Origin of the sequence: Daejeonella lutea (assembly GCF_900168015.1) — a bacterium.
Taxonomy (GTDB): Bacteria; Bacteroidota; Bacteroidia; order Sphingobacteriales; family Sphingobacteriaceae; genus Daejeonella; species Daejeonella lutea.
This window is the reverse complement of sequence record NZ_FUYR01000005.1, coordinates 69,579-88,843: the sequence shown is the minus strand read 5'-3', so window position 1 is coordinate 88,843 and position 19,265 is coordinate 69,579. Positions and strand designations below refer to the sequence as shown.

Sequence of the window (19,265 nt, the reverse complement as noted above, 5' to 3'; positions counted from 1 at the left end):
CGCACTACAGGTCATCACCAGCTAATTAGTAAGTCCTCTTAAGCTGTTTAAAATATTATGTATATATGGAAGTTAGTAAAGATCCGATAATAACGGAGCTGGATATCAATGATTTGGAAAGTGATATGCAACACGTTAATAATCCGGTCGTGGGGCTGGAGCCCATTGTAAAAAAATATCTTTCCGCGGTCACTGAATACGTTCAGGACCGCAATAATTTTTACTTTTCGGACGGTAATTCTAAAGTCGAAGTAAGGGTAATTAGTGACCAGATAATCCGAGTGAGGCTGGCACCCCAAAGTGTTTTCCTGGAGGAATTCTCCTACGCAGTTGAATCATTGGAACATAAAGTAACGGTTTTCAAGTTAGAAGATGAACCTGAATCCTACAGGGTTGAGACAAATTCGGTAGCATGTGTAATCCGTAAACACGATTTTAAGATTTCATTTGAAGATATAAATGGGAAGGTAATCAATGAGGATCTTGAACCAATGCACTGGGAAGAGAACACTGACTTCGGCGGCTATTATGTGTATGCAACGAAAAGATGTCAGCTGTCCGAAGCGTTTTATGGGCTTGGCGATAAATCCAGTGACTTAAATCTGCGCGGTGACAGGTTTGTGAATTGGAATACCGATGCATATTCATTCGGAAAAGGCCAGCAGCCACTTTATCGAACGGTCCCATTTTATATGGGAGTTAACGAGGGTGTGAGTTACGGGATCTTTTTCGATAATACTTTTAAAAGCCAGTTTGATTTTGCTCAGGAGGATAGTAATAAGATAAGCTTTTGGGCCGACGGCGGGGAGCTGCAATATTATTATATTCATGGTCCACACATAATGGACGTAGTGAAAAGGTACCATACACTTACTGGTACGCATCAGATGCCTCCAAAATGGGCCCTGGGTTTTCACCAGTGCCGCTGGAGTTATTTCCCTGAAAAAAAAGTTAAGGATATCGCCCGAAACTTCCGCGAACGCAAGATTCCTTGTGACGCGATTTACCTTGATATTGATTACATGGACGGTTACAGGTGTTTTACCTGGAACAGAAAGTACTTTCCGGATCCGCAGCGAATGATTAAAGAGCTTGCTGATGACGGTTTCAAAACCGTTGTGATTATCGATCCGGGTATTCGCGTTGACGAAAATTATAGCGTCTTTAAAGAAGGCAAGCAAAATAATTATTTCTGCCGCCGCTGTGATGACTACTTTATGGAAGGTCATGTTTGGCCCGGACGGTGCCAGTTTCCTGATTTTACAAATCCAAAAGTTAGAACCTGGTGGGGTGGATTATTCAAGGAATTAGTAGATGCAGGCGTTGCCGGTGTATGGAATGACATGAACGAGCCAGCTGTTTTTGGGGCAGGGACCTTTCCAAACGATGTGAGGCATAACTATGACGGGTTCCATGGATCCCACCGGAAAGCTCATAATGTTTACGGAATGCAAATGGTTCGGGCAACCTATGATGGGCTGAAAAAACTGCAAAAAAATAAACGTCCGTTCACGATAACCCGGGCGGGATATTCTGGGGTACAGCGTTATGCATCGGTATGGACCGGTGATAACGTTGCTTCATGGGAGCATTTGCAAATTGGGATTGTTCAATTACAGCGTTTATCCATGTCGGGAATTCCTTTCTGCGGAACTGATATCGGCGGGTTCAGTGGTGAACCCGATGCCGAACTCTTTGCGAGGTGGATTCAAATGGGGGTATTTTCGCCATTTATGCGTGCACATTCGGCCGGTGACACAGCCGAGCGGGAACCATGGAGCTTCGGATCGGAATTTGAAGAAATTAATCGCAAATTCATCGGCTTAAGGTATCGCCTGATGCCATACATCTACTCTGTTTTCTGGGAACATCATAAGCATAATTTCCCAATCCTTCGCCCATTGGTAATGCAAGAGCAGGAAAACACGCATACTCATAACATACAGGATATCTTTACTTTTGGTGACAAGATCCTGGTTGCCCCAGTCACTGACCCAGGCGCAAGGCATAAAAATGTTTATCTTCCTAAAGGCAAATGGTACAATTACTGGACTCACGATATGATTGATGGGGGTGGAGAACATTATGCCGATGCCCCGATTGATTCTATGCCGATTTTTGTTAAAGCCGGTTCGGTTATTCCAGAATCTCCACTAATGCAATATGTAGGTGAGTTTGAGATTGACGAACTAATGTTCCAAATTTATTACTCAGATTATGAAGCAAATTCATTTTACTATGAAGATCATGATGATACATTTGCCTTTGAGCAGGATATTTACCTCGAAAAGAAATATGTAGTAAAAGGAGATGTATCCTCAATGACTATTACTCAATCAATTGAGGGGCTCTTCACACCGCGTTATGAGACCTATGATCTCAAAATAATCGGACTTCCGTTCACGCCAACAAAAGTGTATATAGACGGACGCGAGTATTCAGGAGATCTAAGCTTTGATGAACTTCGTCGAGTCCGAGTGAAATCCAACAAGAATTTCAAACGAATTGAGATTCTTGCCTGATCTTTGTTATAAACAGGTATATTCAATTTATTCAATTGGATATACCTGTGATTAACATATGGCGAAAAAAAGTAAACCCCTAACTGATTCCGTACCAATTATTGCAGATCCGAACACTGATTGGTATTCGCGTTTCACTGATTTCGATATAAGTCTTTTTCGGGCTGGCAAACATTACAAATTATATGAAAAACTTGGCTCACATGTGGTAACACATCAGGGCCTTCAAGGAACCTATTTTGCTGTGTGGGTGCCGAACGCCAGGCATGTCAGCGTGGAAGGCAATTTTAATGGATGGAATAAAACTTCCCATCCGATGCAAGTTAGGTGGGATGGTTCGGGAATATGGGAAACATTTATTCCTGGCATATCAACAGGAGAAGTCTACAAATATTATATAAGCTCAAATACTGGTGATAAGCTCGAAAAAGCAGATCCATTTGCATTGAGATGGGAGGAGCCACCTTCAACAGCTTCCATAGTTTGGGATACCTGGTACGAATGGCGGGATGCGGATTGGATGAAAACACGTTTTCAAAAGAACGCACTGAATAAGCCAATGTCGGTTTATGAAATGCATTTTGGTTCTTGGGCAAGAAACATTGAGTCGCCAGGTGAATTTTTAACCTATCGTCAAATGGCCGAACAGTTGATCCCCTATATCAAGAATATGGGGTTCACTCACGTCGAGTTCCTTCCAATGATGGAGCATCCATTTTATCCCTCCTGGGGATACCAGATTACGGGTTATTTTGCTGCCACATCGCGATTTGGTACACCACAGGATTTCATGTTCCTTATCGACGAACTTCATAGAAATGATATCGGTTTGATTCTGGATTGGGTTCCGTCTCATTTTCCGGGAGACGAGCATGGCTTATATCGATTTGATGGAACACATTTGTATGAGCATGCTGATATGAAAAAGGGTTTTCATCCCGATTGGAAATCTTACATTTTCAATTATGGGCGGAACGAGGTTAAATCATTTTTAATCAGCAATGCAATCTTTTGGCTCGATCGTTACCATGCTGATGGGCTGAGAGTTGATGCTGTCGCCTCCATGTTGTATCTGGATTATTCGCGCGACGCGGGCGAATGGATACCTAATGAATTTGGAGGAAATGAAAATTTGGAAGCCATATGTTTCCTTAAAGAATTTAATGAAGCGGTATATTCAAATTTCCCAGATGTGCAAACTATCGCGGAAGAGTCGACAGCTTTTCCCGGAGTGAGTAAACCGACGTATACGGGAGGGCTTGGTTTTGGCATGAAATGGATGATGGGCTGGATGAACGACACGCTGGAATACTTCTCTAAAGATCCGGTTCACCGCAAATACAATCACAACCGGATAACGTTCAGCACGGAGTATGCTTTCACAGAAAATTTCATGCTCCCTTTTTCCCATGATGAAGTAGTCCACGGAAAGGGTTCACTCCTCAATAGGATGCCTGGTGATGAATGGCAGAAATTTGCTAATCTGCGCTTACTGTATATGTATATGTTCACACATCCGGGAACTAAGTGCCTTTTTATGGGAAATGAAATAGGGCAGAGTCGGGAGTGGGATTTTGATCATTCACTCGACTGGCATTTATTGGAACATGCTCCGCACCAGGGCATTAACGAATTGGTCAAATCGCTAAACCATTTATATACTTCACAACCTGCTTTGTATGAAAAAAGCTTTGAAAGTACTGGTTTCGAATGGATTGAGGGAGGTGACGCGGAAAATTCGGTATTGGTTTATAGCCGTAAGGGTCACGAACGCGATAACGATTTACTAATAATACTTAACCTGACCCCAGTTCCAAGGACAGGCTGGCGCATTGGCTTGCCGGCAGAAGGGAGATGGAAGGTAATCCTCAACTCCGACGATGTGAAATTTTATGGCAGTGGATTTTCGACAGATCAGGAGGTGATTTCGGAGCAAATATTCTGGCATGGTAAAGAACATTCCGGACTAATGAACCTACCTCCTTTGGGTGGCTTGGTGTTAAGATTATTAAAGAAGTAACGATTGAATTTAGTTTTTGCTTGGTTTCATGACTGTAGTATAAAACTATTAAGATTCAAGCCGTTTTACCAGTGATTTTATCCATCATTGTCATAACCGCAACTGCTTCTTCGGCTGGACAGGGGTTACTACCTTCATCTATAAAGTATTTTACAACCTGGTCGATCATGGGTTGCTGCACGTGCGGTAAATAGTCGAATTCGAGTTTTTCAGTTTTTTCCCCTATCGTTAAATCGCAATCATTTCCAAAGACTTCAAAGCTTATTGAACCGTGGCTGCCATTTATTACACATAGGTCTTCTTCACTACCAAATGGCGCATTAAAATCCCAGATGCCATGAAATTTAATATTGTTCTCAAATATAATTTTCGCTTGGGCATAATCGTCAGCGTCATATAGATTTGCACGGTTTAATGACGAGCCCTCAACTTTTAATGGCCTCCCAAAAAAATATACCATGAGGTCTAATTGATGAGGTGCGAGATCATGAAACAAACCACCGCCGGATATTGCCGGGTTAATCCTCCAGGTGTTTTCCGTACCAGGTTGATAAGGGCTGTGAAAATGCAATTCCACAGCGAGAATTTCGCCAATGGTTTTGTCATTCAGTAGTTTCAATATTTTTTTAAAACGAGGTTGGGCCCGGCGATAGTGTGCAATACTTAATTTGCATTGATAGTGCTCAGCAGCTTGGGCCATTCTTTCGGCTTCTGCAGAATCTAATGCCATGGGCTTTTCAACATACACCTGCTTCCCCGCCTTAAATGCCTGCAAAGTATAGGCCTCATGAAAAGCAGGGGGAGTTGCAATGTAAAGGGCATTGACGTCGCTATCATTGATCAGATCTCCAGCATCAGCAAACCATTTTTTGACACCGTGGCGCATTGCGTAATCTTCTGCCTTCCCGGCGTCTCGTCGCATTACAGCAACTAATTCAGAATTAGGTACAAGATTAAAGGCGGGACCGCTTTTTACTTCAGTGACATTGCCACAACCAATAATTCCCCAGGATATTTTTTTCATGTTTTATTTAGTAACAAGCATCAAGTACCAGGTATCAAGATTCAAGTAGCAAGATTTTGGGGCCGGTAATCAGGATCAGGGATGTTGATCTCAATTTTACTTTGAAGTTGATCCCCAATGTCGAAACTTGATAAATGGCTCTTTATACTCCGAAAAAGCCCTGCTCTATGAATAAAGCAGGGCTCAGTTAGATGAGTTTCCTCATTGCGTTCGGAATGGCGGCGTCTGTCGGTGAAGGTAAAGCGAGACCGTCCCAAAGAACCTTTGTCTTAATCCTACAATCCAATCAACCTACCAATCCTATTCCAGACAATTCTCCGATTAGATCGTACGAATTTTATAAATCCTATTCCTATTTTACTGTTCCGATATGCTGAACAAGATCTATGATCTTATTTGAATATCCCCATTCATTATCATACCAAGACACAACCTTAACGAAGTTGTCATTCAAAGCGATTCCTGCTTTCGCATCAAAGATTGATGTACGTGCATCGCCAAGGAAATCTGTTGAAACTACTTCATCTTCGGTATACCCAAGAATGCCTTTAAGTTCACCTTCAGATGCATCTTTCATAGCTTTTTTGATCTGATCATAGGTCGCACCTTTTTCGAGACGAACTGTTAAGTCGACAACTGAAACGTCGGCTGTAGGAACACGGAAGGACATACCGGTTAGTTTTCCCTTTAATTCAGGGATTACAAGAGTTACTGCTTTCGCAGCTCCTGTTGATGATGGAATGATATTTTGATATGCACCCCTTCCACCTCTCCAGTCTTTTGCCGAAGGACCGTCAACAGTCTTTTGTGTTGCTGTAACTGCATGGACGGTCGTCATTAAGCCTTCGAGTATGCCGAAGTTATCATGAAGAACTTTCGCGAGGGGAGCAAGGCAGTTCGTGGTACATGAGGCGTTCGAAACGATATTTTGATCTGCTTTAAGGTCTTTATGATTTACTCCCATCACAAATGTAGGAGTATCATCCTTTGCAGGGGCGGAAAGCACAACTTTCTTTGCTCCAGCGTCAATATGTTTTTGAGCATCCGCCTGTGTCAGGAAGAGCCCTGTAGATTCAATTATCACTTCAGCGCCAACTTCATTCCATTTTAAGTTTGCCGGATCTTTTTCTGCAGTTACCCGGATTGTTTTACCATTAACTACAAGATTTCCGTCTTTAACTTCAATGGTGCCATTGAACTTACCATGAGTTGAATCGTAACGTAACATGTACGCCATGTAATCAGGTTCAACTAGGTCATTGATGCCGACAACGTCAACACCATCACGCTCAATAGCAGCTCTGAAAGCTAAACGGCCAATACGGCCAAATCCATTAATTCCAATTTTCATCGTTCTGTTATTTTGTTTTTGATTGTCATGAATCCGGTAAAATTTGTCGCATGCAAGTCAAGCGATATAGGATTCACGGTTTTAATTTTTATTTGAGTAATATTTTAACAAGTTATATATCGGCTCTTTTATTACTGACCCGATGGTTAAACCGTTATTTTGTGCAGCTTCATTTAAATAATCCTGAAAACCCGAAGCTACTGTTCCAACAATATGTATGGGGGTATCTGGATGTTTAGTTTTAAGCGGAATAATATAGGTTTTAAAATAAATATCAAACCCACGGATCACCAGCTGCTTGACAAAAGCCTCACTGCGATGTTCCATCAGGAAATCTGCAAAATAGCTCAAAAATAAGGCCGGTTGTGGCTGTCTGTAGACTTTATCGAGGATTTGTGTCCTGTCCAGGTCATATTTTTTTTGAAACAATTTTTCGAATTCTTGAGGGATTTTATTGTTAAGGAACGCCTTCAATAAATTTACACCCAGCCAGTTAGCAGATCCTTCATCTCCCAAAATATAGCCCAGCCCGTAATTGTTGCTGTGTACTTTTTTACCATCGAAATATGCAGCATTTGACCCGCTTCCTAAAATCCCTAAAACACAAGGTTCATCCCCGCAAGCTGCCAGAGCAGCTGCTTTAAGGTCATGATCTACGACAACCCGACTATAACGGAAAAATGATCCGAAGGCGTCGGAAACAACTTCTTTCCTCTCTGAGGAAGATGCCCCGGCTCCAAAGAAGTATACCCATTTAATCTTTTCAGCATTATTGATCAGCTGAACATTTTTGTTTAAAAGCTGTGTTATAGAACTATTATCGTTAAAAAAAGGGTTGATTCCCTGTGTTTTAAATTCTGAAACAATCTTTCCTTTTTCTGCCAGCTTCCAGTCTGCAAACCTCGACCCACTATATACTACCGCAATCATATTAACTATATTGATAACACATTTATCATTTCAAGCAGATCATCCTCAAGTTTGAAATGAGAAAAATGCAATGCTTCTTCAAGAGGGGTAAGAACAATAGCATTCCCGCGCAAGCCAACCATTTGCCTGTCCTTTCCATTTAGTAATGCTCTTACTGCTGCGAAACCAAGCCGGCTGGCTAAAACGCGGTCAAAACTACTCGGACTACCGCCTCTTTGTAAATGCCCTAATATAGTGACTTTACTGTCGTAAAAGTCAAATTTTTCTTTAACACGCTCTGCAACATGATATGCACCTCCGTTTTTATCCCCTTCGGCGACAATTACAATGCTGGAAGATTTATGATTATTTGCATGACTTGACAGTTTTTCAATAAGCTCATCGATCGCGGTATCTCTTTCTGGAAGTAGAACAGCTTCAGACCCGCCCGCTATGCCAGCGCGTAATGCTATGCACCCGGAATCTCGTCCCATAACTTCAATAAAAAAAAGTCGGTTGTGGGAAGCAGCAGTATCCCTAATTTTATCAATTGCTTCGATAACGGTATTTGTAGCGGTATCGAAACCGAGTGTAAAGTCAGAGCCATAAAGGTCATTGTCGATAGTTCCCGGGATACACATTACCGGAATTCCATGGGTCAGAGAAAGCCTGCTTGCGCCATTTGCTGTGCCATCTCCGCCAATGGCTACAAGGGCATCAATCCCATATGACCTAAGGTTATCATATGCTTTTTTTGTACCCTCGGGAGTCTTGAACTCGAGACATCTGGCGGTTTTCAAAATCGTTCCGCCAATGTGAATGATATTTCCGACATCGCGGGCGCTCATATCCCAAAAATTGCTTTCAAGCATTCCCTGGTAGCCCTGACGTATCCCAACAACTTCAAGTCCGTCATGGATAGCAGTTCTTACCACAGCCCGTATGCAAGCATTCATTCCCGGGGCGTCACCACCAGAAGTAAAAACACCAATTTTTTTTATCCTAGCCAAGCTTAAATAATCTATAAGTGCAAACGAATATAGTGTGTATTTTTTACACTAAGTAATTTTTCCGTTATTTTTTCATCCAGTTCCTTTTAATCATATATATTTAGTCTTTAATATTCTTGAAAGCTTTGGAAACAATTCTGCCCAAATTTGATTCAGTATTTTCAATCGATTGCGTAATCTTCGGTTTCGATGAGGGAGAACTTAAAGTCCTTTTGATAGAACGTAACGTCGAACCTTTCAAGGATTGGTGGGCCCTACCAGGATATCTTGTTGAACAGGAAGAGAGCCTTGATAACGCCGCCGAGCGGATTTTGTATGAGCTAACGGGACTGAAAGGAATATACATGGATCAATTTTATACTTTTGGGGATGTTAACAGGCATCCGCAGGGGAGGGTGATCACGGTAGGGTATTATGCAATGATAAGGTTGAGTGGAAACAAAGATCTCAAACCAGCACCGATAACGAATTATGCACGTCGAGCAGTATGGACACCGCTCGCCGACCTACCAAAGCTCGCATTCGATCACGATAAGATATTTAAGAGGGCCTTTGATAAGATCAGAAACAAAATAAGCTATCAGCCAATAGCCTTCGAATTGCTGCCCGAAAAATTTACCTTAACCCAGCTTCAACATCTTTACGAAGTTATACTCAACAAAAAATTAGACAAGCGGAATTTCCGGAAGAAGATGTTAAACTATGACATCCTGAAGGAACTCGATGAAAAACAAAAGGGTGTTTCATACCGTGCAGCCAAACTTTATAAGTTCGACAAGAGAAAATACGCCAGACTTTTCCAAAAAGAGCTTTCATTCGGAAAGTAAACGAATTAGCAAATCGCTAATTACCTCACAATAATTTAGGATTTCGATTTAATTTCCCCTTGGGGCAAGTTCGACATGATAGCGTACCAGATCGTCTATTGGAGAACGAATAATCTTGCCGACTGCCATTCCATATTCTATAGCAGTTTCTTCAAGAACATTTCTGAAATTATAACCAACTGATCCTATGCAGTTGAATGTGTAATCCTTGTAGTTCGGATAGTGACTGACTAAATTTTCAAAAAAATCTACGAACGAAGTTTTTACAATGCCTCTGGAATACTCTGCATGAACATTATTATCGTACACAAATTTACTAAAGCTGGCGCAAAAGCGATTCGCCAATGGTTTTGTGTAGATATTATCAGTTACTTCATCCACGGTTAATTTATAGGTATCCCAAAACCGTTGCCTCACGACTTCTGGCATATAACCACGCAAATAATCAGTCAATAATTTTTTACCTATATAACATCCACTACCTTCATCCCCCAATATGTAAGCAGCAGAGTCAATATTGTGAACGATTTCTTTTCCGTCGTAGATTCCAGTGTTCGTTCCTGTACCTAAAATTGCAGCAAAACCAGTATCAAGCCCAAGTAGAGCCCTTGCAGCAGCCAACAAATCATGGCCGACATGTATTTCGGCATTTTTGAAAATGGCCTTCATTGCGTCGGCAACTATTTTGACTTTATCGTCTGTTGAGCATCCAGCACCGTAATAATTTACTTCTGTAATCTCATCTAATTGAAGGTCAGAAGGCAAGTCATTTTGTAGGGACTCGGTAATGTATTTTGTGTCAACAAAGTATGGATTATAACCCTGGGTATTAAAATATATCTTTTGACCAGCCTTATTCAATAAACACCAATTGGTCTTGGTAGACCCTCCATCTGCAATAATGATCATAGTTTCGTTTGCTTATAAAAAGCTAAATGTATGAATTTATACGAAAGTTAAAAAAATGGACAAAATAAAATTCTGTACAGCATAAAAGGTAGTTCTCAGGAACAGGCATTGCTTTTCATTGTGTATCAGTGATTCGGAATAATGTGTTAACCATAGATCTGTGAATGAAAATCTTTCAAAAAATATTTTAATAAAGCAGATTAAATCTAATTTTAACCATGGATGAAAAAAGAATGACAGTTGATCTTCGGAGTGATACAGTAACACGTCCGACTCCAGGGATGCTTGATGCTATGATGAGCGCTGAAGTTGGAGATGATGTTTTCGGAGAGGATGAAACAGTAAATAAACTGGAAAATAAAACCGCTGAAATCTTTGGGATGGAGGCTGGTCTGTTTTGCCCTTCCGGCACTATGACAAATCAAATCGCTATTAAGTGTTTTACAAATCCTTTGGAAGAAGTCATTTGTGATGAAACTGCACATGTTTACAGGTATGAAGGTGGAGGTATAGCATTCAACTCCTCAGCGTCTGTGCGCCTCCTTTATGGCGACCGCGGACGGTTAAACCCTGATTTAATTGAACCCCACATCAATCCCGATAATATCCATTACCCTAAGAGTAGCCTCATTGTTTTGGAAAATACTGTAAATCGGGGGGGCGGAAGTTATTACACCACAGATCAAATTGCCCCGATATATCATCTTTGCAGACTCAAAGGCCTTTCGCTTCACCTGGATGGCGCACGGATTTTTAACGCCTTGGTGGAAACAAAAAATGACCCTAAGGAGTATGGGGATATGTTTGATGGGATATCGGTTTGTTTGTCAAAAGGGCTTGGTGCACCCGTGGGTTCAGTTTTGCTGGGAAGTAAGGAGTTAATTCATAAGGCAAAAAGAGTACGAAAGGTTATGGGAGGAGGATGGCGGCAGGCTGGATTCATGGCCGCAGCGGGCATTTATGCTCTTGATAATAATATTGAAAGACTTGCTGAAGATCACAAGCGGGCAAAAGTATTAGGAGAAACCGTGGGAGGTCTGTCGTATGTAAAGAGTGTTATGCCTGTTGACACAAATATTGTGATTTTTGAACTGGATGGCCATTACAAGTCAGAAGACTTTGTTGAGCATCTAAATCATTCGGGTATCAAATGCAATACCTTCGGGAAGCAAATGATACGCTTTGTAACGCACCTTGACTTAAATGATTCCATGCTTGAGTATACTTTCGAAATCTTAAAGAAGATCCACTAAGATCATCAACTATCGGCATCAAAGGATTTTAAATGGCGTATCTTTGCTAATGCAATTCCACCATTAGTCCCGTCACGGGATCGTGATCTGATAAATAGTGGATTAGCAGATAAAATGATAATTTATTGATGAAAAAAATTCTAATTGCCAATCGTGGTGAGATAGCGCTTCGAATTATGCGATCTGCTTCTGAAATGGGAATTAAAACAGTGGCTGTTTTTTCTGAGGCAGATCGTAATGCCTTACATGTCAGATATGCAGATGAAGCCATTTGTATCGGACCACCTGCTTCTTCACAATCTTATCTGCTCGGCGATAAAATCATTGATGCATGTAAAGCAACTGGCGCTGAAGGAATACATCCCGGCTATGGCTTCCTTTCTGAAAATGCTGCGTTCGCCCGAAAGGTGAAAGACGCTGGCTTGATACTGATCGGCCCATCACCTGAGGCGATGGAAATAATGGGAAATAAGCTGTCTGCCAAGGCCGCTGCTCTAAAATATAACATTCCGATGGTTCCTGGTACAGAGGAGGCCATAACGGATATTCCGCTCGCCCAAGCAAGAGCCCTTGAGATTGGCTTTCCTATTCTTATCAAAGCTGCGGCTGGTGGCGGTGGTAAAGGCATGCGAATAGTCGAGAAAGCCGAAGATTTCATCGAACAAATGGATCTTGCAGTATCTGAAGCTACATCTGCTTTTGGGGATGGATCAGTTTTTATTGAACGCTATGTTTCCTCGCCAAGGCATATTGAAATCCAGGTTCTGGGGGATAATCATGGGAACATTGTTCACCTTTTTGAACGCGATTGTTCAATCCAGCGACGTCACCAAAAGGTGGTTGAAGAGGCACCTTCATCGGTACTTAGTCCGGAGCTACGTAACAAAATGGGACAAAGCGCGGTCGATGCTGCACGCTCCTGTAATTATACAGGAGCAGGAACGGTGGAATTTATCCTGGATGAAAATCTTGATTTTTTCTTTTTGGAGATGAATACCCGGCTGCAGGTTGAGCATCCGGTTACCGAAATGATCACGGGAATCGATTTGGTAAAAGAGCAGATCAGAGTTGCCCGGGGCGAGAAATTGAGTTTTACACAGGATGATCTGATAATTAACGGCCACTCTATCGAGGTACGTGTATACGCCGAGGATCCTGCAAATAATTTTCTCCCTGACATAGGAAACCTGCAGACCTATATTACACCAAAAGGCCCAGGAGTACGGGTAGATGATGGATTTGAGCAGGGTATGGATATCCCAATCTATTATGATCCGATGATAGCAAAGCTCATTACCCATGGTAAGGATCGCCAGGAAGCAATTGAACGAATGATCAGGGCAATTGACGAGTATACAATAACCGGAATCCAGACAACTTTGGGCTTCGGTAAATATGTTATGCAGCATCCCGCATTTATTAGCGGAGATTTTGACACTCATTTTGTAAGTAAATATTTTTCACCGGATGATTTAAAAAGCAGTGACGAGGAGGAAGCGATGATCGCCGCGGTAATTGCTGCAAAATTCATGAAAAATGATAGCCCTTCCGCGCTATTGGAAAACTCAACTGAGTCTACATCAGCTTGGAAAAAGCATAGAAAAGAATATTAAGGTTCGATAAATGTTTACAGGAATTATAGAAGATTTAGGTCACCTGATAGGTGTTCGGGCTGATAAAGGAAATATTCATTTCACGGTCAAGTCAGAAATCTCTCAGGAACTCAAAATTGATCAGTCGGTATCTCATAATGGTGTCTGCTTAACAGTAGTTGCTATTGAAAATGGTGCGCATACGGTTACAGCTGTTGATGAAACGCTTAAAAAATCCAACCTCGGATCACTTAAGCCTGGAGATATTATAAATCTCGAGCGCTGTATGCAAATGAACGGACGTCTTGACGGACATATCGTTCAGGGTCATGTCGATCAAACTGCTATTTGCGATGAGGTTCGGGCACTTGAAGGCAGTTGGGAATATACGTTCAGCTATGATGCTGCCTTAAGAAATGTAACGGTTGAAAAGGGCTCCATTTGCGTCAATGGTATAAGTTTGACAGTAATTAATTCGCGGGCAAATTCGTTTTCTGTAGCAATAATCCCATATACTTTCGAGCATACTAACATGCAGAATTTGAGGCAGGGCGATTCCGTAAATCTTGAGTTTGATATTATCGGCAAGTATGTCGCACGATTGATGAATCAAGCCTGATCCCGGCTTGATTTGAGGGATCTATTACCCTCTTTATTATTTTCCTAATTGTGCGATTCTGTATTTACTATACTCTATATAACTTTCATGATCCTTCGGTGGCTTGGCTTCAAGGTATCGCTTGTAATATTTTAAAGCTGTTGCTTTATCGTTTAGTTTTTGATCATAAATAGTAGCCATTGAATAAATCGTCATTGGTTTATTTTCGAAAAACAGGCTTTTTTGATAGGATGCCAGGGCAGACTTCATTTGATTCCTTTTTTGGTTGGAATCACCGATCAAGGCGTAATATTCAGATGTATTGGGGCTGATACTTTCTTTCAGGGTTTTATTAAAATATTCAATTGCTTTGGGATAATTTTCAAGAGATTTATAACTCATGGCGATAAAGTATAAAGATGATTCTGTTTGCTGATCATTTTCCTCAAGACCGGAAAGGATCTCGATGGCCAGGGTATATTTTTTGACTGAATAGTAGGCCTCTCCCAGCATTTTAAGTTGAAGTGCATTCTCTTCTCCCAGCGCAATCAGGCGGTTTACTATTTCAATTACTACGGGCCATTTATCTTCTGCATAGGCCAGCTCAGCTTTCCCACGTAAAAGGAACATGTTGGTTGTGTCCGCAGCAATAGCAGTATCCAGAACTGCACCAGCTAATTTATATTGCTTGACCGATTTTAATACCTTAGAATAGCTATACGCAATGTCGCCATCGTAAGGATTAAGGGAATTCGCTTTGGCAAGATATGGTGTTGCAAAGACCAAACCCTCAGAGCTTTCAATCATGTCACTTAATCGACTGTAAACGGCGAAGTTGTTGCTGTCGATAGCGAGTATCTGTTTATAATAGTCACCCGCTTTTTTATAATTTCCTTTCGTCTGGTTAATCCCTGCCAGACTAAATAGTGTAGAAACCTCTGTAGAATCTTTTTCGAGAATTCTGCGATAGTAGCCTTCGGCCTCGGTTAACTTCCCCGCCATCTTCAGGCTGTAACCGAACCGGGATAATATTTTCTTATCGGATATTGGTTCCTGATACACTTGTTTGAGATATTCTGATGCCTCGATAAACCGCTGACTTTGAAAAAGGTCGAGCAAATGTAGATTATCAGCCTCTTTAACTTGAGAATGAGCATGGGATGCAATTAGTACCAGGATGAGGACAACTATTTTTTTCATAGCGGAAATTTTATTCAAGATACAAAATTTATTATTCAAACTAAGTTATTAGTTCAATTCATTCGTTAAACCAATTGAAACATCCTGTAAATACCCACAGTTTCCTCATTGCGCTCCACAAGGGCCGTATCTGGTGGTAGTAGGGGGGAGTCACAGCTCAAACAACATAAATTTTCAATCCTGACAATCTTAGATGGTAGAAATTCCATTCAAGGTGATAACCAATCCTAATACTGGCAGCATAATTGCATTATCCTGCTAAACCAAATCATAAAGAATATGGATAAGTTGAAAAAATTCGATCTAATGGAGAAAATAACGCATGAACTGGAAGACTTAAAGAACAGCCAGACTGCAATTGTTCAGAAGATTGGCAAAATTGAAATAGATAACTTTGATCTGGGTAATAAAACTCTTGAGAAAGTTCTTCCCGAAATGCATCAGAACGTAGCAGATAATCTGGATAAAATAGCTGAAATATTGACCAGCTTCGAGGAAGCGAAGGATGATTATGAAAAGAAAAATAACATAGAAGGTCTCCGTGAACAGGAGATTATTCGCGAAGCGGGGATTTAATAGACTTCTCCGTGCTGTGTTATTTTGCTATCGTATCAACGAGTAAAAAAACCAGGAAGACTTCATTGCTTCCTGGTTTTTTGCTAGCGGTAACTTCAGCCGTTCCAAGTTAATTGCTGCAACTTACACCATACTATTTTTACTCAATAGCCTTCCCTTTCATAGCGGCACTAATTGCCACATTCATCAATCGCTCGGCAAATGGTCTTGTAAATTCATTAAGCTCATCAATTGCTTTATGAATTTGATCTTTGTCACCGGAGCTAAGAGCTTTTTTTAGTTCCTCTAAAAGCTTTTTAGTATCTGTCAATTCTTGTTCGGAAACATGATCCTTGTTTTTTTCAAGAAAGCGTTCAACTGTATAAATCATTTGTTCACCTTCCGTTCGAGATTCTATTAGCATCCTTTTGCTAACGTCTTCCTTCGCGTTCTCTATGCTGTCAATCAGCATTTTTTCGACTTCCTGATCGGTTAATCCATATGTAGGCTTCACTTCTACTTCTTGTTTAACCCCGGAGCGGAGCTCTACAGCTTCTACAGTGAGGATACCATCGGCATTTAGGCGGAAATTAATGTCTACCTTAGGAAAGCCAGCAGGCATTCCCGGGATACCCTTTAGGTCAAATTCTGCAAGTTTTCTATTTTCTTTCACCAGATCTCGTTCACCCTGATAAACAGCAATTTTCATGTTAGCCTGTCCATCGATTGATGTAGTATACTGTCGCCCAGCTTTGCTCGGAACTTTTGCATTTCGTGGAATGATCACGTCCATAAGTCCGCCCATAGTTTCAATCCCAAGAGACAGCGGAGTGACGTCAAGCAATAAAATATCTTTTCTGTTGCCAGCCAGTACGTCCGATTGAATGGCCGCGCCAAGAGCAACAACTTCGTCAGGATTTATTTTGTCGTGAACAACTTTGCCGAAGAAATCTGAGACCTTTCGCTTTACAATAGGAGTTCTGGTCGAGCCTCCCACCATAACTACCTCCTGGATATCGTCAACCTTCAGCCCGGCATCAGCCAAAGCATTTTGGCAACATTTGATAGTTTGTTCAACTTTTGGACTAATAAGTTCCTCGAATTTTATTTTCGTGATAGCACAAGGAATGTCGTTAACCTGATCGTTGAATAAATTTTGTGTGCTCAACGCTTTTTTTGCCTCTTCAGCTTTTAAACGCAGGGCCTGACGAAGGCCTTTATCAATATTTTCGCCAAGTCCATTGGATTCAATCCAATAATTTACGATTGCCTGATCAAAATCATCACCCCCCAGAAAAGTATCGCCGTTAGTTGAAAGAACTTCGAAAATCCCGTTTTGTATCTTCAAAATGGATACGTCGAAAGTCCCGCCGCCAAGGTCATAAACCGCAATGGTTTTTTCTTCCTCGGGATTAAGCCCAATGCCATAAGCCAGGCTTGCAGCGGTCGGTTCATTTACGATACGCAGCACATCCAGGCCAGCTAGTTTACCGGCATCTCGTGTCGCCTGCCTTTGGCTATCATTGAAATAAGCTGGTACGGTAATAACCGCCCTGTTTACTGCTGTTTTGAGGGCATGTTCGGCACGATCTTTCAGCTCTTTTAAGATCATTCCGGAAAGTTCGATCGGTGTATAATATTTACCGCCAGCGTTGATCTTAACAAGACTTTCAGTGTTGTCGTCAATTATTTTATAGGAAAACGTATCGCTGTGTGCTTGAATATCCGTGTACGAACGACCTAAGAGGCGCTTGACTGAAAAGATGGTATTTTGGGGATCGGAGATTAGATATTCCCTTGCATCATTACCTACAATAACGCTTCCGTCTTGTTGAAAATGTACTACTGAAGGTACAAGTACACCTTTACCAGTATCGTTAATCACTTGCGGATTTCCTTCCGGGTTAATAAAAGCGACAAGACTATTAGTAGTTCCCAGATCTATTCCAACAATAATTTCTTCCTTTTGAATCGATCCCGTAGCGAGGTTAATTGAAACTGTAGCCATAATTGGGGCAAATGTACTTAGTTTAGAAGCAATTGAGAAGGTTGGGGATTATTATTACATTTTGATTAGTATCCCTGCTTAATGCTTAACCCTGTCGAACATCAGCCGCTCGCCTCTGACGTCGTCAATAACATGGCCCTTTTCATAAGCTATTTTTCCTGATACGATAGTTGTGTCAACTGAAGCGCTAAAGATTAATCCTTCAAACGGGCTCCACCTGCACTTTGAGAGTATATTTTCCTTGCTGACCTCGGTCGGTTTAGCCAGATCGACTAATACCAAATCAGCCCAATATCCTTCACGAATAAATCCTCTTTTCTCAATCTGAAATAATATCGCAGGGTTATGTGCCATTTTTTCAACCACCTTTTCCAGGCTGATCTTCCCCTGTTCGTAAAGTTGTAGCATCGCAATCAGAGCATGCTGGACCAGCGGGCCGCCTGAAGGCGCTTTAATGTAGCTTTGCGATTTTTCCTCTATAGTATGAGGTGCGTGATCAGTAGCTATAACATCTATCCTTCCATCCAAAACAGCCTCAAGAATTGCCTGCCTGTCTTCGCCTGATTTAATCGCAGGGTTCCATTTTATCCAGTTGCCTTTTTTAGGATAGTCCTTGTCCGAAAACCAAAGATGATGGATGCAGGCCTCAGCAGTAATTCGTTTTTCGGATAATGGTAACTTGTTTTCAAAAAGGTGAGTCTCCAGCGCGGTGGATATATGCAGGATGTGTAAACGTGTGTTGTATTTTTTTGCCAATGCTACTGCGAAAGAGGAGGATTTATGGCATGCATCTGCATTTCGGATTTGCGGGTGCATCTCGGGAGTGATATTGTCTCCATACAGGTTTTGAAAATTCAGCGCATTTTCACGAATCGTCGCTTCATCTTCACAATGAACCGCAACCAAAATCGGAGCTTTACTAAAAATTCCCTCAAGAGTTTTTTCATTATCAACTAGCATATTTCCAGTAGATGAACCCATAAAAACTTTGATGCCGCACACTGTTTTAGGATCGGTTTTTAAGACCTCGTCGAGATTGTCATTGCCAGCTCCCATGAAAAATGAATAATTCGCGGCTGATGTACGTGAGGCGATTTCAAACTTGTCTGCGAGTAAGGCCTGGGTTAGTGTATTAGGTACAGTGTTCGGCATTTCCATATATGAAGTTATACCACCGGCAACGGCGGCACGGCTTTCAGTATAAATATCTGCCTTGTGTGTAAGCCCGGGCTCGCGAAAATGTACCTGATCATCAATGCAGCCTGGAAGGAGGTGAAGATTGGAGGCGTCAATTATTTTATCAGCAGACGCATCAATGCGATCGCCAACCTTCGCAATTCTTCCATTCTGTATTAGTAAATCTCCTTTAAAAGATTTTCCTTCGTTTATAATTGTGGCAGATTTTATGAGGATTGAGATCATTGCTATTCAGGGATTTTAATCCTGCAAACTTCGGAAATTATGGGCACAAAAATATAAGTACGCTT

Annotated in this window: 15 protein-coding genes; 7 read left to right on the top strand and 8 right to left on the bottom strand. The window is 41.4% G+C overall.

The annotated features are described in order from the left end of the window. Positions 1 to 65 precede the first annotated feature (65 nt). Both B5X60_RS16415 and glgB read left to right on the top strand, forming a co-directional pair. Complete coding sequence (locus B5X60_RS16415; protein WP_079703817.1) at positions 66 to 2,522, top strand: glycoside hydrolase family 31 protein; 2,457 nt, start codon at positions 66 to 68, stop codon at positions 2,520 to 2,522. 58 nt (positions 2,523 to 2,580) lie between these two features. After that, entirely contained in the window at positions 2,581 to 4,542 is a 1,962-nt protein-coding gene (gene glgB, locus B5X60_RS16410; RefSeq protein WP_170878482.1) for a 1,4-alpha-glucan branching protein GlgB, read from the top strand. Between the two features lie 55 nt (positions 4,543 to 4,597). On the opposite strand, the gene B5X60_RS16405 is transcribed toward glgB, so the two are convergent. The 4 genes from B5X60_RS16405 to pfkA all read right to left on the bottom strand — a co-directional run bounded on the left by B5X60_RS16405 (position 4,598) and on the right by pfkA (position 8,836). Continuing rightward, complete coding sequence (locus B5X60_RS16405) at positions 4,598 to 5,566, bottom strand: Gfo/Idh/MocA family protein (protein ID WP_079703816.1); 969 nt, start codon at positions 5,564 to 5,566, stop codon at positions 4,598 to 4,600. 352 nt (positions 5,567 to 5,918) lie between these two features. Further along, on the bottom strand, positions 5,919 to 6,917 hold the full coding sequence (gap, locus tag B5X60_RS16400; RefSeq protein ID WP_079703815.1) for a type I glyceraldehyde-3-phosphate dehydrogenase: 999 nt from the start codon (positions 6,915 to 6,917) through the stop codon (positions 5,919 to 5,921). 81 nt (positions 6,918 to 6,998) lie between these two features. Beyond that, positions 6,999 to 7,847, bottom strand: a complete 849-nt coding sequence (locus B5X60_RS16395; RefSeq protein WP_079703814.1) for a hypothetical protein — start codon at positions 7,845 to 7,847, stop codon at positions 6,999 to 7,001. Between the two features lie 5 nt (positions 7,848 to 7,852). Beyond that, positions 7,853 to 8,836 carry a 6-phosphofructokinase gene (pfkA, locus tag B5X60_RS16390; protein WP_079703813.1) on the bottom strand — a complete coding sequence of 328 codons (984 nt, stop codon included), beginning with the start codon at positions 8,834 to 8,836 and terminating at the stop codon, positions 7,853 to 7,855. Positions 8,837 to 8,961: 125 nt separating this feature from the next. Here pfkA and B5X60_RS16385 point away from each other — a divergent pair, with 125 nt between their 5' ends. Then, positions 8,962 to 9,663, top strand: a complete 702-nt coding sequence (locus B5X60_RS16385; RefSeq protein WP_079703899.1) for an NUDIX hydrolase — start codon at positions 8,962 to 8,964, stop codon at positions 9,661 to 9,663. A 48-nt stretch (positions 9,664 to 9,711) separates the two neighbouring features. On the opposite strand, the gene B5X60_RS16380 is transcribed toward B5X60_RS16385, so the two are convergent. Then, positions 9,712 to 10,572 carry an N-acetylglucosamine kinase gene (locus tag B5X60_RS16380; RefSeq protein ID WP_079703812.1) on the bottom strand — a complete coding sequence of 287 codons (861 nt, stop codon included), beginning with the start codon at positions 10,570 to 10,572 and terminating at the stop codon, positions 9,712 to 9,714. 218 nt (positions 10,573 to 10,790) lie between these two features. Here B5X60_RS16380 and B5X60_RS16375 point away from each other — a divergent pair, with 218 nt between their 5' ends. The 3 genes from B5X60_RS16375 (at position 10,791) to B5X60_RS16365 (ending at position 14,036) form a co-directional block, all read left to right on the top strand. Then, positions 10,791 to 11,825, top strand: coding sequence for a threonine aldolase family protein (locus B5X60_RS16375; protein WP_245803550.1), 1,035 nt, complete (start codon positions 10,791 to 10,793; stop codon positions 11,823 to 11,825). A gap of 128 nt (positions 11,826 to 11,953) precedes the next feature. Then, positions 11,954 to 13,438 carry an acetyl-CoA carboxylase biotin carboxylase subunit gene (accC, locus tag B5X60_RS16370; protein ID WP_079703811.1) on the top strand — a complete coding sequence of 495 codons (1,485 nt, stop codon included), beginning with the start codon at positions 11,954 to 11,956 and terminating at the stop codon, positions 13,436 to 13,438. Between the two features lie 10 nt (positions 13,439 to 13,448). Then, positions 13,449 to 14,036, top strand: coding sequence for a riboflavin synthase (locus tag B5X60_RS16365; protein WP_079703810.1), 588 nt, complete (start codon positions 13,449 to 13,451; stop codon positions 14,034 to 14,036). 36 nt (positions 14,037 to 14,072) lie between these two features. Here the strand turns inward: B5X60_RS16365 and B5X60_RS16360 are convergent, their stop codons facing one another. Continuing rightward, positions 14,073 to 15,215 (bottom strand): tetratricopeptide repeat protein, encoded by a 1,143-nt coding sequence (locus tag B5X60_RS16360; protein WP_079703809.1) that lies wholly within the window; start codon positions 15,213 to 15,215, stop codon positions 14,073 to 14,075. Positions 15,216 to 15,494: 279 nt separating this feature from the next. Here B5X60_RS16360 and B5X60_RS16355 point away from each other — a divergent pair, with 279 nt between their 5' ends. Then, on the top strand, positions 15,495 to 15,791 hold the full coding sequence (locus tag B5X60_RS16355) for a hypothetical protein (RefSeq protein WP_079703808.1): 297 nt from the start codon (positions 15,495 to 15,497) through the stop codon (positions 15,789 to 15,791). A 139-nt stretch (positions 15,792 to 15,930) separates the two neighbouring features. On the opposite strand, the gene hscA is transcribed toward B5X60_RS16355, so the two are convergent. Together hscA and B5X60_RS16345 are read right to left on the bottom strand one after the other, a co-directional pair. Continuing rightward, complete coding sequence (gene hscA, locus B5X60_RS16350; protein ID WP_079703807.1) at positions 15,931 to 17,778, bottom strand: Fe-S protein assembly chaperone HscA; 1,848 nt, start codon at positions 17,776 to 17,778, stop codon at positions 15,931 to 15,933. 78 nt (positions 17,779 to 17,856) lie between these two features. Beyond that, positions 17,857 to 19,200 carry a dihydroorotase gene (locus B5X60_RS16345; protein WP_079703806.1) on the bottom strand — a complete coding sequence of 448 codons (1,344 nt, stop codon included), beginning with the start codon at positions 19,198 to 19,200 and terminating at the stop codon, positions 17,857 to 17,859. Positions 19,201 to 19,265 lie beyond the last annotated feature (65 nt).

Bases quoted from the DNA above. Each gene is read 5' to 3' on its own strand.
- B5X60_RS16360 (WP_079703809.1), bottom strand. From the start codon at position 15,215: ATGAAAAAAATAGTTGTCCTCATCCTGGTACTAATTGCATCCCATGCT.
- glgB (WP_170878482.1), top strand. From the start codon at position 2,581: ATGGCGAAAAAAAGTAAACCCCTAACTGATTCCGTACCAATTATTGCA.
- hscA (WP_079703807.1), bottom strand. From the start codon at position 17,778: ATGGCTACAGTTTCAATTAACCTCGCTACGGGATCGATTCAAAAGGAA.
- B5X60_RS16375 (WP_245803550.1), top strand. From the start codon at position 10,791: ATGGATGAAAAAAGAATGACAGTTGATCTTCGGAGTGATACAGTAACA.
- B5X60_RS16415 (WP_079703817.1), top strand. From the start codon at position 66: ATGGAAGTTAGTAAAGATCCGATAATAACGGAGCTGGATATCAATGAT.
- B5X60_RS16405 (WP_079703816.1), bottom strand. From the start codon at position 5,566: ATGAAAAAAATATCCTGGGGAATTATTGGTTGTGGCAATGTCACTGAA.
- B5X60_RS16380 (WP_079703812.1), bottom strand. From the start codon at position 10,572: ATGATCATTATTGCAGATGGAGGGTCTACCAAGACCAATTGGTGTTTA.
- B5X60_RS16355 (WP_079703808.1), top strand. From the start codon at position 15,495: ATGGATAAGTTGAAAAAATTCGATCTAATGGAGAAAATAACGCATGAA.
- B5X60_RS16395 (WP_079703814.1), bottom strand. From the start codon at position 7,847: ATGATTGCGGTAGTATATAGTGGGTCGAGGTTTGCAGACTGGAAGCTG.
- B5X60_RS16365 (WP_079703810.1), top strand. From the start codon at position 13,449: ATGTTTACAGGAATTATAGAAGATTTAGGTCACCTGATAGGTGTTCGG.
- B5X60_RS16345 (WP_079703806.1), bottom strand. From the start codon at position 19,200: ATGATCTCAATCCTCATAAAATCTGCCACAATTATAAACGAAGGAAAA.
- gap (WP_079703815.1), bottom strand. From the start codon at position 6,917: ATGAAAATTGGAATTAATGGATTTGGCCGTATTGGCCGTTTAGCTTTC.
- accC (WP_079703811.1), top strand. From the start codon at position 11,954: ATGAAAAAAATTCTAATTGCCAATCGTGGTGAGATAGCGCTTCGAATT.